Here is a 13,328-nt window from a genome sequence, read left to right as displayed (position 1 = left end):
ATGCCCCTCCCGACTCCACACGCCCTTCGGCATTTTATTAATCGTTTACGTAGCAAAAATGTCGCCAGTCCTCCGGTGATGTCAAGCACAATCGCCGCCGGAGAAATCCATAGATTTTACGTTGAATTGCTCGAAAACGAAATTTTTAAACGTTTGCTTCGCCGCTTCGCCGACACGCATGCGAACGCTCCGGGCGTCACGATCATCGGAGCGGCGATTGACAGAGCGGCACAATTCGACAATCGTTTACGCAACGATGAAACGGGAGGATAAACGAATGAAATATGCTTTCAATACATGGGCTTATGGAAGCTTTCCAACGTGGCTGCCATCATACACGCTGGACGAGACGATCCGCCGTCTCGCAGGGATCGGCTATGACGGCATCGAGATCGGCTGCGCCGCGCCGCATGCATGGCCGGCCTATCTCGGCCCCGAGCGACGGCGCGAACTGCGTCGGGTGATGGCGGGCGAAGGCCTGCCGGCGGTGAGTTTGCTGCCCGCCCCCGGCGGTGGCCCGGGCCACAACCCCGCCTCGCCGCTCCGCGAGGAACGCGAGGCGACGGTCGCCCATTATGGCGAGGTGGTCGACCTCGCCGCCGATCTCGGCGCCCCCCTCGTGCTCTATATTGCCGGATGGCAGGTGTTCGGCACGACCCGCGAGGAGGCGCGCGCCCACAGCCTCGACTGCGTGACGCGCATCGCCCGCCATGCTGCCGGCAAGGGCATCGCCATCGCGATCGAGCCGACGGCGGCGGACAGCAACCTCATCGACACGCCGCACCAGGCGCTCGAACTGATGAGGGATTGCGGCGAGGCCAATGTCCGCGTGATGTTCGACACCTATCATGCGCTCTACCGGGACGATGTCGGCGCCGATCATGTCCGCATCCTCGGCAAGGATCTCGTTCATGTCCATTTCGCCGGGCCCGACCGCGCAGCGCCGGGCGACGGGCCGGTCGATTGGCTGGGCATCATGCAGGCGTTGAAGGATTCCTCCTATCCCGGTCATATCACGATGGAAATCGGCTTCAACACCCGCAAGGCCGACCCGGATATGATGGCGCGGCAATCGCTCGCCTACCTCAAGGGCCTCGAGGCGCGGCTGACCTGACGGCCTGCGCGAAAGCGGCGGGAGGATCAGCGGGTCAGCACCGCCGCCCCGATGCGGCCGATGTCGCCGTCCTCCTCGTCGCTTTCGCCGCTCACGCCGACCGCGCCTATGATCTCCTCGCCGGCCTTGAGGAGCACGCCGCCGTCCAGCGGAATGCCGTTGGGGATGCAGAGCAGCGCGTAGCGGCCCTGTCCCTCGACGACGTCCTGGAACGCCTTGGTCGGGCGCTTGAACAGCACCGCCGTGCGCGCCTTCAGCGTGGCGATCTCGACGCTGCCGATCTGGGCGCCGTCGTCCCGGTGCAGCAGGACGAGATGGCCGCCATCGTCGACGATGGCGATGACCAGCTTGAGCCCGCCCTTCCTGGCCGCCGCCTCGCAGGCGGCGGCAACCGCCTTGGCCGCCTCGATGGTCAGAGCCGTCTTGGTCGCAAGCATCGTTCCCTCCCTGAGAATATCGTCTTATCGTTCTGTTCTATAAGAATTTTTCCGGGACGGGCTGCCCGTGAGCCACCCGAGCCCTTGCCTGGGACCGCCCATAGGCGCCGCCTTCTCCCGGGCCGGGACTCCGCATTTCCTTCGGAAATGCCTGCGGTACCGGCAGGGGGTTGAGGGTTTCAACGTCGCCGCAGATCGCTCGATGGCCGCGCCCGACTTGGAGAAGTCCAGGCCCTCATCCGGCGCTGCGCGCCACCTTCTCCCGAATGGGCCCGAATGGGAGAAGGAAAATCGCGCCCTTCTCTGCAAATCCAGGCTATGTATTTTCGTATTTTCAATTCGTTATACCGCTATCCTAAAGCGATACATTGAGCGTTTTCACCCAGGCCAGCCCCTCGTCCGTACCGGCCCGCGGCTTGTATTCGCAGCCGACCCAGCCGGCATAGCCGAGCCGGTCGATCTCGGCGAGCACGGCGCCATAGGCGATCTCCCCCTCGTCGGGCTCGGCCCGGCTCGGCACCGCTGCGATCTGGATGTGCCCGATCATCGGCAGGAAGCGCTCCAGCCGCTTGAGGACATCGCCCTGGCTGACGCCGACATGGTAGACGTCGAACATGATCCTGAGGTTCGGCGCGCCGATCTCCTCGATCAGCGAGGCGGCCTCCTCGATGGTCGAATAGAAATAGCCGGGCTTGTCGCGCTGGTTGATCGGCTCGAGCAGCAGTGTCAGGTCCGGCGCCTTGCGCACGGCCTTGCGGAGATTGTCGACGAACACGGCCCTCGCCCGCTCGCGCGGCCCGGCCGGCACCCCCGCCATGACATGCAGGGAGGACAAGCCGGCCACCCGGGCGTAGCCGACGGCCTGGTCGAGCGCCTTCTCGAAATCCGCCTCGCGTCCTTCCACCGCACCGAGCCCGAAATCCCCCTTGGAGAGGTCGCCGGGCGAGGTGTTGAGGCCGAGCAGCACCAGGCCGCGGCGGCGGCAGGCGTCCCCCAGCGCTTCGGCCGGCACATCGAAGGGCCAGTGGAATTCGACGGCCTTGAACCCGGCGTCGGCCGCGGCCGCGATACGGTCGAGCACGGGCCGGTCGGGCCAGAGGAACCCGAGATTGGCGGAGAATTTCGGCATGGAATCACCTGGTTTCGAAAGGCATCATCTGAGCTTGAAATGGCGGTCGAGATCGGCGATCGCCGCCTCGTCGAGCAGGCGTACCGGCATGCCGCGCGTGATGATCGCCAGTTTCGCCGCCTCCTCGACCTCCTCGATGGCGAAGACGGCCGCATCCAGCGTCGCTCCGGCCACCACCGGTCCGTGGTTCTGCAGCAGCACGGCGGCGTGCTCGGCGGCGAGCGCCGCGATCAGCGGCTTGACCTCGGCGGCGCCCGGCCGCGTATAGGGCACCACGGGCACCCGGCCCGCCCGCATCACCACATAGGGCGTGATCGGCGGAATGGCGTCGGCCGGATCGACATCGGACAGGCAGGACAGCGCCGTGGCATAGGTCGAATGCAGGTGCACCACCGCTTTGGAGGCCGGGCGCTGCTCGTAGAAGGCGAAATGCAGCGGCAATTCCTTGGTCGGCGCGTCGCCCGAGACATGCCGGCCCTGCGGGTCGAGCTTCGACAGCGTCGCCGGGTCCAGAAAGCCCAGGCAGGAATTCGTCGGCGTCATCAGGTAGCCGTCGTCGAGGCGCACGGAGATGTTGCCCGAGGAGCCGGCCGTCAGCCCGCGCTCGAACAGGGACCGGCCCCATTTCACCATGTTTTCGCGGATCGCCTGCTCGCTCATGCCGTTCCCACCTGTCCGACTGCCTTGGCGAAGAAGTCCGCTCCGCCGAAATTGCCGCTCTTCAGCGCCAGCCCGAGCGGGCCGCCGCGTTCGGTGACCAGCGCGGGCACGCCCGGGGCGATCTCGCTACCGATCTGCAGGCTGCGGAGCCCCAGCGCCTCGACGACGGCGCCGGACGTCTCGCCGCCGCCGACCACGATGCGCTTCATGCCGTCCTCCGCGACCGTCCGCGCCAGGTCGCCGAAGAAGGTCTCGATGGCGGCGGCGACCGCCTCCCTGCCGAATTGCTTCTGGGCCTCCCGCACCGCGTCCGGCGCCGCCGTCGAATAGACGATGGGCGCCTCGCCCGCATGGCTGCGCACCCACTCGACGGCCCGGCCGAGCGTCATGCGTCCGTCCATCAGCTCGGCAGGATCGACGGCCAGCCCCGGCCTGTCGGCGCGATAGGCCGCCACCTGGGCCTGCGAGGCCGACGAACACGAGCCGCACAGGACGATGGCGGGTCCGTGCACCGCGGGAAGCGTCATCGGCTCGCCCGACAGGCGCCCCTTCGCCCGGAAATTCTGCGGCAGGCCGAGCGCGATGCCCGAGCCGCCCGTCACCAGCCTGTGCCCGGCGACCGCCGCGCCGATGGCGAGCAGGTCCTGATCGGCCACGGCGTCCGTCACCACCAGGCGCCGCGCCGCCGCCGCCTCGGCATCGATCGCCGCCGCCAGCGCCGCGCCGCCGGCCCGCACCGTGTCGAGGGGCACGTGGCCGACCTCGCCGCGGGTCTGCCGGCGCAGCCAGCGCCGGATATCGGGGTCGGTCATCGGGGTGAGCGGATGCTTCTCCATGCCGGATTCGCTGAGCAGCCGGTCGCCGACGAACAGATGGCCCATGAAGAGCCGCCGTCCCGCCGCCGGAAAGACCGGGCAGACGACGGCGACGCCGGTGCCCAGCAGGTCCAGCAGCGCCTCGGCGACCGGGCCGATATTGCCTTCGGGGGTGGAATCGAAGGTCGAGCAATATTTGAAGATGATCTGCTCGCAGCCCTGGGCGAGGAGCCAGCGGGCCGCATCGAGCGACTGGCGGACGGCCTCGGCCGGCGCGATCGAGCGCGTCTTCAGGGCGACGACGCCGGCCTCGCAGCCGGCCGGCGCCGCGCCCGTGCCCGCTCCGACGAACTGCATCGTCGCCATGCCGCCTCGGGCCAGCGTGTTGGCGAGATCGCTCGCGCCGGTGAAATCGTCAGCAACCGCTCCAAGAAGCATGTGCAATCCTAAGGAAACAAAGGGAATTCTTGCCGAGAAGCGGGGCGGCCGGCCGCCCGGCCCCGATGGAACGCGGCGCGCACGGACATCACACCGCCTCCTTCTCGTCGCCCTGCGGCGGCACCCCGGCCGGACGGGGCGTCTTGGTCCCGGCCGTGGCATCCACCGCCCGGCTGGTGTCGTGGATGCGAAGGATATGGTTGGCGAAGGCCGCCGACACCGCCTGCGGATTGCGCATCTTCAGGGCGTTGACGATGAAGCGGTGGTCTTCCAGGCTCTTGCCGATCGCCCCCGGCTTGCCCATCGCGATGCGGCGATGGTCGAGCATATAGGTGTAGAGGTCGACCACGAAGTCGGCGAGCAGGCGGTTGCGCGATGCGTAGTAGATGGTGAGGTGGAATTCGCGGTCGCAGATCAGGAAGCGGACGGGATCGGCGAAGGCCAGCTCCTGCGCCTTGAGCGAATCCTCCAGGCGCCGGATGTCGTCGGCGCTGAGATAGAGGGCGGCGTCCGCGACGACGGCGGTCTCGACCAGCAGGCGCGCCGCATGCACGGCATCCAGGCTGTAGCCGTTGATCGAGGTCGGGCTGGTGACGCCGATGCGCTGCGTGCCGACATCGACATTGACGTTGGCGATCCGGGTCCGCGCGCCCTGGGAGACCTGCACGATGCCCTCGCCCGCCAGGCGCTGCACGGCGCCCCGCACGGTTTCCCGGCTCACCATCAGCATCGTCGCCAGTTCCCGCTCGCTCGGAAGCTCGTCCCCCACCTGCAGGATGCCGGACGCGATCAGGGAGACGATCTTGTCGCGGATCATCTCCTTGGCCGTCTGCTTGTGGATGACTTCGTGGAGGGGAGAAAGAGGAACCGCCATCTATCCGGCCTCGCCGACAACTGGACTGTTAAGCAGTCCAGTTAAAACATTTAGTCCCGGCTGTCACGTCCAAAATCAAGCGCCCGTCTTTCGTGGGAGGCGCGACGACCCGCCTCCCGCGACGGGCGGATCCGCCCGTCGCCGCCGGCGAGCGACCTCAGGCGACGAGCTCGTCGAGCACGCGCGAGACGCCCTTCTCCGCGATGGCCTGGGAGAAGCGGGCGAAGGCTTGCCGGAAGGCGCCGCTCTCGGCCAGATGCAGGTCCCGGAACGGGTGCAGGCGCAGCACGGCGAGCGGGTCGCGGCTTCTCGCCAGCGTCCAGTCCTCCTCGCTCAGCTGCGGCTCGTCCACCGGGAAGGACTGGCCGCGACCGTCCCGGCCGAAGAGATAGCGGGCGAAGCAGGCGAGCATGAAGGCCTCGCGGTCGAGCGCCCCTCCCCCGGCGATCAATTGGCTGATCGTCTTCGAATGGAAGACCATGATCTTCGAGGCGCCGTCATGGGCGACGCGCAGCACCTGGTCGTTGATGCCCTTGTTGGCGAAGCGCTCGATCACCTGCTCGGTGAAGTCGTGGGGCGACACCCCGGCCGGCGGCGTCACCAGCGGGATGGCATCGATGCGCCAGAAGTCCCGCAACAGCTTCACCAGCCGGTGGTCGCCCATCGCCTCGTTGATCAGGCGGTAACCGAGCAGCACCGCCGGATAGCACAGCATCATATGGGCGGCGTTGGAGAGCCGCCCCTTGATGGATTCGAACAAGGCGACATCGTCGCGCATGGTGACGCCGAACCGCTTGAACGGCGGCCGGCCGTTGCAGAAACGGTCCTCCATCACCCAATTGGTGTAGACCTCGCAGATCGCCGGTACCGCATCCTCGATGCCGCTGAACCCGTTGACCATGCGCCGGTCGTCGGCGCTGACGCGCGGGGCGATGCGGTCGACCATGGAGTTGGGAAAGGCGCCTTCCCGCTCGATCCAGTCGGCCAGGCCCGGATTGGTCGCCCGCGCCAAGGCGAGCACGATGGCGCGGGTGGTGTCGCCATTGCTGCGCAGATTGTCGCAGGACATCACGGTGAAGGGCGGAAAACCGGCATTGCGGCGGCGCTCCAGCGCCTCGACGATGAAATCGAAGGCGGTGCGCGGCACGCCGTTCGGATCGTGCTCGGCCAGCACCTTGTCGCGGTCGTAGCCGCCTTCGGTGATGGTGAGCGACACGATGCGTGTATCCGGCGAGCTCATGCGCAGCAGCACCGCCTCGGGATCGCCGGGGGCATGCAGATAGTTGATCATCGCGCCGACGACGCGCACCCTGGCCGAGCCGTCGGCGGCGAACTCCGTCACGGTGTAGAGATAGTCCTGCTTGCGGTAGGTCGCCGCCTTGGCGCGCCCCGCCTCGCCGGGAACGATGCCGACGCCGCAGATCGCCCAGCCCTCATTGCCCCGCTCCTCAAGGCAGTCGTCGATGACGAGGGCCTGGTGCACCCGATGGAAATTGCCGACGCCGATATGCACGATGCCCGCCCGCAGGGATCGGCGATCGAACCGGGGAACCCGCACATGCGGCGGCAGCGAATCGAGGGCTCTCTCGGACAGTTCGATCATTTCTACGCATCCTTACGCGACGACGGGCGGTGCATGTCCGCAGCGAAGCGGCGGAATCCGTCTCTTGAGCGTCTTGCGGCTGCAATACTGCCCCGAATCGGCGCCGCTGCAACCGGCAAAACGGGCCGCCCCCGGAAAAAGCCCGGCGGACGCTCACGGATGTTCCGATCGGGTTCCCGGGGCCCCGAACCTCCCTCCGCTCCGGAAAACGCCTCGTCTGCGGACGGAGAGAGCGGACCGGGCGTCCGAGCACCCGCGGGAAGGCAGGCGGAGCCGGCATCGGCCCGGCTTCGGACCCCTGCGGACAATGATCGGACATTTGACGTTTCGCAATCGCTGGTGCCATACTCGCAGCAGCGTTCGTCCGGCGGCGCCCGCCATCCGGAGCGATGCAGTCAACGACCTGTATAAGAACAACAAAATTGAAATTCTGGAGGATTGGAATGACTTCGAGAAGTCGCGCTATCGGTGGCCTCGCGGCGGCTGCCCTGCTTTCTTGTGTCGCAATACCCGCGTTCGCCGGCGAATTCGACGGCGTGACGGTCAACGTCATGACCCAGACGGGCGCGATTCAGGAACCGCTGCAGAGGCGTGCGCCGGAATTCGAGAAGCTCACGGGCGCCAAGATCAACGTCATCGCCGTGCCGTTCTCCGATCTCTACCAGAAGGTGCTGACCGACTGGGCCAGCGGCACCAATTCCGTCGACGCCGCGGTCTTCGCGCCGCAATGGATGGTCGACTACGTCGCCGGCGGCTATCTGGAGGATGTCGGGGCGCGCATCGCCAAGGACAAGGCGATCGAGTGGAACGACATCGCGCCGTTCTTCCGCGACTTCTCGTCCAGCTATGGCGGCAAGACCTATCTCGTGCCGCTCGATGGCGATTTCCACATGCTCTATTACCGGACCGACATCTTCGACAAGGCCGGCCTGAAGCCGCCGACGACCTGGGATGAATATCTCGAGGACGCCAAGAAGCTGAACGGCATGGAAGTCGACGGGCAGAAGATCTACGGCTCCTGCATCGCCAAGAAGCGCAACGCCCAGAGCTACTGGTTCGTCACCGACGTCGTCGGCTCGATGACGCAGTCGAAGGGCACGGCGCAGGGCACCTTCTTCAACACCAAGGACATGTCGCCCCTGGTCGACAACGAGGCCTTCCGCAAGAGCCTCGACTTCCTGAAGGAATCCGGCAAATACGGCCCGCCGGACGAGCTCAACATGGATGTGAGCGACACGCGCCCGCTGTTCACCTCGGGCAAATGCGCCCTCAACCTCGACTGGGGCGACGTCGGCGTCCTCGCCATCGATCCCGCGACCTCCAAGGTCATCGACAAGACCGGCGCGACCATCATGCCCGGTTCGAAGGAAGTGCTGAACCAGGACACCGGCAAGCTCGAAGCCTGCACCAAGGATAATTGCCCCTATGCGATCGACGGCGTGAACCATGCGCCCTTCGCCGCCTTCGGCGGCTGGAGCGGCGGCATCAACGCCAAGGCCAGCGACAAGGTCAAGGATGCGGCCTACGCCTTCTTCTCCTATCTCAGCCAGCCGGCCCAATCCAATGTCGACGTCACCATCGGCAAGACCGGCTTCAATCCCTACCGGATCTCGCAGCTGACCTATAACGACTCCTGGAAGAAGGGCGGCATGAGCGAGAAGGCGGCGGCGAGCTATCTCGGCGCCATCCATGACAGCCTCAACAGCCCGAACATGATCCTCGACCTGCGCATCCCGCAGAACCAGAAATACCAGCAGGTCGTCCTCGACGAGGCGATCTCCCGCTTCCTCGCTGGCGAGATCGACAAGGAAACCGCGATCAAGACGATCTCGGACGGCTGGAAGGACCTCAACGACCAGATCGGCACCGAAGACCAGCTCAAATTCTACAAGAGCACCCTCGGGGCCAAGTGACGTTCGACTGACGCCGCCGACAGCGGCACCGGCGGCGTCCCCGCCGGTGCCGCAGCGGTGGCGGCAACGCCCCTCCCCGCGCTTGGGCAACAGCCCGCTTCAACGCATCCCGGACGATTATGGTCGCAAACGTTACCGTTCCCAACGAAACCGATCGGCAGGAAAGGGTGGCGCAATGGGTCGATCGTCACTCGGGCAGCATCATGGTGCTGCCCGCCGTGCTGATCCTGCTCGCCTTCGCCATCTTCCCGCTGATCGTCTCGGCCTATCTGTCGCTGTCGCGCTTCGCGCTCTTCGCCGGCAGCTTCAAGCTCACCTTCATCGGCCTGTATAATTATTCGCGCCTGTTCGTCGGCGCGCAGCAATATCACTTCCTCGGCACGTTCAAGCCGTTCGGGCCGCTCGAACTGACGCTGTTCGCCGTCGGGATCGTGGTCCTTCTGGCCTGGCTCGCCCGCTATGCCATGAGGGGCTTCGCGCTGTTCGGCTTCATCGGCCGCCTGATCGCGGCCGGCCTCGCCGCCGGGCTGTGGTATGTCGTGCTCGGCACCGTCGTCGCCGGCGGCTTCCAGGGCACGCTGCTCAACACGCTGCTCTACGTGTTCGTCGGTGTCTTCGTACAATTCCTGCTCGGGCTCGGGCTGGCGCTGCTCTGCGCGCAGCCGATCCGTGCCCGCAGCTGGTTCCGCGTCATCTTCTTCATCCCGATGATGGTGACGCCGGTGGGCGTGGCCTACATCTTCCGCATGCTCGCGGACATGCAGAAGGGGCCCTTCGCGCCGCTGAGCCACATCTTCGGCGTCAGCCAGTGGTCCTGGGCCACGGAGGCGTGGTCGGCCCGCCTGATGGTGCTGGTCGGCGACACCTGGCAATGGACGCCCTTCATGTTCATCGTGCTGCTCGCCGCCATCGAGAACCAGCCGCGCGACCAGCTCGAAGCCGCCCATCTCGACGGGGCCAACCGCTTCCAGATCCTGCGCGACATCACCTGGCCGGCGATCGCCCCGGTCGCCGCGACGGTGGTGCTCATCCGGCTGATCGAGGCGTTCAAGATCATCGACATGCCCAATGTGCTCACGGCCGGCGGCCCCGGCCTCGCCACGGAATCGCTGACGCTGCACTCCTTCATCGCCTGGCGCACCCAGGATCTCGGCGGCTCGGCGGCGATCGGCTACCTCCTTCTGTTCGTCTCGACGATCACCTGCGTGTCGTTCTTCAACTTCGTGGTCCGGGCCACCCGGAGGTACCAATGACGGCCATGCCCGACGACCGCCCGCTGATGCGCCGGCTGTTCGAGCCGCGCAGCCTCGACACGCTCGCGCCGGTCCCGAAGATCGCCACCTACGGGCTGCTCTTCGCCTGGTCCCTGATCGTGCTGTTCCCGCTCTATTGGGTGCTCGTCACCTCGCTGAAGATCCAGATCGAGGTCGATGCCGGCCCCTATTACATCCCCTTCGTCGACTTCACGCCCTCGCTCGACGCCTGGAACTTCATGCTGTTCCAGAACAACACGCTGTGGCCCTATGTGAATTCGGTCATCGTCGCCCTCACCAGCACGCTCCTCGCCCTGCTGATCGGCGCGCTGGCGGCCTACGCCCTGGTGCGCATCCGCTTCCAGGTGAAGCTCGCCGCCATCCTCTCCTTCATCGTGCTGCTGGCGGCGGTGATCGTCGCGGTGGCGGCCTTCGCCGTGCCCTGGCAGGCGGCGGTGGCGGTGGCGATCGCCCTCTTCCTGCTGACGCTGTCGACGATCGGGCGCCGCTTCAAGGCGGCGCTCGGCAACAACGACATCGAATTCTGGATGATCTCGAACCGGATCATGCCGCCGATCGTGGCGGTGCTGCCGATCTACGTCATGTTCCAGCACCTCAAGCTGCTGGACACGCAGATCGCTTTGATCTCCACCTACACCGCCGTGAACCTGCCGATCGTGGTGTGGCTGACGCGCGACTTCTTCGCCGGCATCCCGCTCGACCTCGAGGAGAGCGCGGAGATCGACGGCGCGTCCAAGTTCCGCGTGTTCTTCACCATCGCCCTGCCGCTGGTGCGCTCCGGGCTGGCGGCCACCTTCATGCTGGTGCTGATCCTGGCCTGGAACGAATATCTGCTCGCCCTCTTCCTCTCCAACGCCAACGCCCAGACCATGCCGGTGCTGGTGTCGGCCCAGAACACGACCCGCGGTCCGCAATGGTGGTACATGTCGGTGCTGATCGTGATCATGATCGTTCCGGTGATCGTCATCGCCGGCTTCCTGCAGAAGCATATCGCGCGGGGCCTCCTCGTCGGCGCGGTCAAGGGTTAGATCGGACGATGCAAGTTACGTTGTCGAACATCCACAAGTCCTTCGGCGCGGTCGACGTGGTGAAGGGCCTCGACCTCGAAGTGAAGGACGGCGAGTTCCTGGTGCTGCTCGGCGCCTCCGGCTCGGGCAAGACCACGGCACTGCGCATGATCGCCGGCCTGGAGACCGTCTCCTCCGGCACGATCCGCATCGGCGACCGCGACGTCACCAGCATCCTGCCGAAATATCGCGACATCGCCATGGTGTTCCAGTCCTATGCGCTCTATCCGCACAAGACGGTGTTCGCCAACATCGCCTACCCCCTCGCGGTCCGCAAGCGGCCCCGGGCCGAGATCGAGGCGAGCGTGCGGGACGTGGCGCGCCAGGTCCAGCTCGACGGGCTGCTCGACCGCTATCCCCGCCAGCTGTCCGGCGGACAGCGCCAGCGCGTCGCCCTCGCCCGCGCCATCATCCGACGGCCGGCGGCCTTCCTGATGGACGAACCGCTCTCCAATCTCGACGCCAAGCTGCGCGGCTATATGCGCGCCGAACTCAAGCACATGCAGCACGAGCTCGGCATCACCACCATCTATGTGACGCATGACCAGGTCGAGGCGATGACGCTCGCCCATCGCGTCGCCCTGCTCGACAAGGGCGTGCTGCAGCAACTCGACACGCCCGCCAACATCTACAACCACCCTGCGAATCTCTTCGTCGCCGGCTTCATCGGCTCGCCGCCGATGAATTTCCTCGAAGGCGAATTGAAGGACGGCCGTTTCACCGCCTCCGCCGGCAGCTTCGACACCGGCAGCCGGCTCTCCAATCCCCGCGCCGTGGCCGGTATCCGCCCCGAGGACGGCCGGGTGACGGCGCCGGGACAAGGCAAGCTCGTCGGCGAAGTCTTCGCCACCGAACTGATCGGCGACCACGCCCTCGTCACCTGCCGCGCCGGCGGCTCGAACGTCATCGTCAAGGTGGACAAGGATTTCCAGCGCCCCATCGGCGAGAAGATCGGCATCGGCTTCGACGAGAAGACGCTGCATCTGTTCGACAGCCGGAACGGCAACCGGCTGGCGTAGGCCGACGTGCAACTTCGCTGACAACCGGCAAATACAAGACGAGTTAGGTTCTGCCTCTAAAAATTCGACCTGTCATTCCAAGACTGAACGGCGGCTCCGGCTCTCAGCCGTAGTCGCTAGCCGCGCCAATTCAACTGCGGTTCTACAGATTGAATTGGGTCGCCCGTGACATTGTAGACCGCGATGGTAAAGTTGATAGTGTTAATTGCCAGAGACAACAATCTCTACATTTGCGTCTCTTCAACGGAGCTCTAAATGTTACACCATCTTAAGTCTTTTATTCCACTACGCGTCAAGCATTGGCTCAGGTGGAACTCGCCACATGCCATTGATGAATTTATACGGAAATATTTGGGAGACCAATGTATTCTTGTGCAGATCGGATCCAACGACGGCCGCCAGGGCGACCCTTTATATAAATGGATTAAAAGGAAGAAAAATTGGCGGGGTCTGCTTGTAGAACCCGTTCCATACCTTTTTGATCGACTGAAGCAAAACTATCGTAAAAAGCAGGGGCTATTATTCTTTAATGCTGCTATTTCTGACGAGAGCGAACACATAACGCTCTGGTCTGTAGATCCCAAAGCTGTCAATTCACTTGATCTTCCCTATTGGTTCGATCAGCTTGCCAGCTTCGACCGCAATCATATTACGAGCCATTTGGGGTCGAAGATCGAACCTTACATAATACAAATATCCGTTCCAGCCGTATCACTAACCGAAGCAATAAAATTAAACATGATAGAAAAAATAGATCTACTTCATATAGATACCGAGGGATATGATTATAATATTCTACGGCAGTTGGATTTTTCTCGATTTAGACCGACCATTATAATGTACGAACACAAGCATTTACAGAAATCAAACTATATATCTGCGCAGTTTCTTCTTAGATCAGAGGGATATATATTGGAAGAGCACGGAGGATATACCATAGCACTATACGAGGGAGCTCCTCGGCTAGGGTGAATGGTACACCGCA

General features: G+C 64.6%; 13 protein-coding genes. 7 read left to right on the top strand and 6 right to left on the bottom strand.

Annotated features, from left to right (window positions below; genetic code table 11):
- Both J3R73_RS08325 and J3R73_RS08320 read left to right on the top strand, forming a co-directional pair.
- Positions 1 to 273 carry a hypothetical protein gene (locus J3R73_RS08325; RefSeq protein ID WP_307424935.1) on the top strand — a complete coding sequence of 91 codons (273 nt, stop codon included), beginning with the start codon at positions 1 to 3 and terminating at the stop codon, positions 271 to 273.
- 4 nt (positions 274 to 277) lie between these two features.
- Positions 278 to 1,114, top strand: coding sequence for a sugar phosphate isomerase/epimerase family protein (locus tag J3R73_RS08320; protein ID WP_307424933.1), 837 nt, complete (start codon positions 278 to 280; stop codon positions 1,112 to 1,114).
- Positions 1,115 to 1,140: 26 nt separating this feature from the next.
- Here the strand turns inward: J3R73_RS08320 and J3R73_RS08315 are convergent, their stop codons facing one another.
- The 6 genes from J3R73_RS08315 to J3R73_RS08290 form a co-directional block, all read right to left on the bottom strand.
- Positions 1,141 to 1,551, bottom strand: a complete 411-nt coding sequence (locus tag J3R73_RS08315) for a GlcG/HbpS family heme-binding protein (protein ID WP_307424931.1) — start codon at positions 1,549 to 1,551, stop codon at positions 1,141 to 1,143.
- A gap of 355 nt (positions 1,552 to 1,906) precedes the next feature.
- Positions 1,907 to 2,680, bottom strand: coding sequence for a hydroxypyruvate isomerase family protein (locus tag J3R73_RS08310; protein ID WP_307424928.1), 774 nt, complete (start codon positions 2,678 to 2,680; stop codon positions 1,907 to 1,909).
- Between the two features lie 24 nt (positions 2,681 to 2,704).
- On the bottom strand, positions 2,705 to 3,340 hold the full coding sequence (gene otnC, locus J3R73_RS08305) for a 3-oxo-tetronate 4-phosphate decarboxylase (protein WP_307424926.1): 636 nt from the start codon (positions 3,338 to 3,340) through the stop codon (positions 2,705 to 2,707).
- Positions 3,337 to 4,593 (bottom strand): 3-oxo-tetronate kinase, encoded by a 1,257-nt coding sequence (gene otnK, locus J3R73_RS08300; RefSeq protein ID WP_307424923.1) that lies wholly within the window; start codon positions 4,591 to 4,593, stop codon positions 3,337 to 3,339. Before otnK ends, otnC begins: the two co-directional genes overlap by 4 nt.
- Before the next feature lie 88 nt (positions 4,594 to 4,681).
- On the bottom strand, positions 4,682 to 5,467 hold the full coding sequence (locus J3R73_RS08295; RefSeq protein WP_307424921.1) for a FadR/GntR family transcriptional regulator: 786 nt from the start codon (positions 5,465 to 5,467) through the stop codon (positions 4,682 to 4,684).
- A gap of 157 nt (positions 5,468 to 5,624) precedes the next feature.
- Positions 5,625 to 7,070, bottom strand: a complete 1,446-nt coding sequence (locus J3R73_RS08290; RefSeq protein WP_307424918.1) for a mannitol dehydrogenase family protein — start codon at positions 7,068 to 7,070, stop codon at positions 5,625 to 5,627.
- Positions 7,071 to 7,513: 443 nt separating this feature from the next.
- Between J3R73_RS08290 and J3R73_RS08285 the strand changes: the two genes are divergently transcribed.
- From J3R73_RS08285 to J3R73_RS08265, 5 genes are all read left to right on the top strand, one after another.
- Positions 7,514 to 8,983, top strand: a complete 1,470-nt coding sequence (locus J3R73_RS08285; RefSeq protein WP_307424915.1) for an ABC transporter substrate-binding protein — start codon at positions 7,514 to 7,516, stop codon at positions 8,981 to 8,983.
- A gap of 119 nt (positions 8,984 to 9,102) precedes the next feature.
- Positions 9,103 to 10,236: a carbohydrate ABC transporter permease gene (locus tag J3R73_RS08280; RefSeq protein WP_307424912.1), complete on the top strand. Its 1,134-nt coding sequence runs from the start codon at positions 9,103 to 9,105 to the stop codon at positions 10,234 to 10,236.
- Entirely contained in the window at positions 10,233 to 11,285 is a 1,053-nt protein-coding gene (locus J3R73_RS08275) for a carbohydrate ABC transporter permease (RefSeq protein ID WP_307424910.1), read from the top strand. The genes J3R73_RS08280 and J3R73_RS08275 overlap by 4 nt, the downstream gene beginning before the upstream one ends.
- 8 nt (positions 11,286 to 11,293) lie before the next feature.
- On the top strand, positions 11,294 to 12,343 hold the full coding sequence (locus J3R73_RS08270) for an ABC transporter ATP-binding protein (RefSeq protein WP_307424907.1): 1,050 nt from the start codon (positions 11,294 to 11,296) through the stop codon (positions 12,341 to 12,343).
- A 255-nt stretch (positions 12,344 to 12,598) separates the two neighbouring features.
- On the top strand, positions 12,599 to 13,315 hold the full coding sequence (locus tag J3R73_RS08265; protein ID WP_307424903.1) for an FkbM family methyltransferase: 717 nt from the start codon (positions 12,599 to 12,601) through the stop codon (positions 13,313 to 13,315).
- Positions 13,316 to 13,328: the final 13 nt, after the last annotated feature.

The organism is Labrys monachus, assembly GCF_030814655.1.
In the GTDB taxonomy this organism is placed as follows: Bacteria; Pseudomonadota; Alphaproteobacteria; order Rhizobiales; family Labraceae; genus Labrys; species Labrys monacha.
Note: the sequence above shows the minus strand (reverse complement) of the source record. Positions and strands in the feature narration are given on the sequence as shown.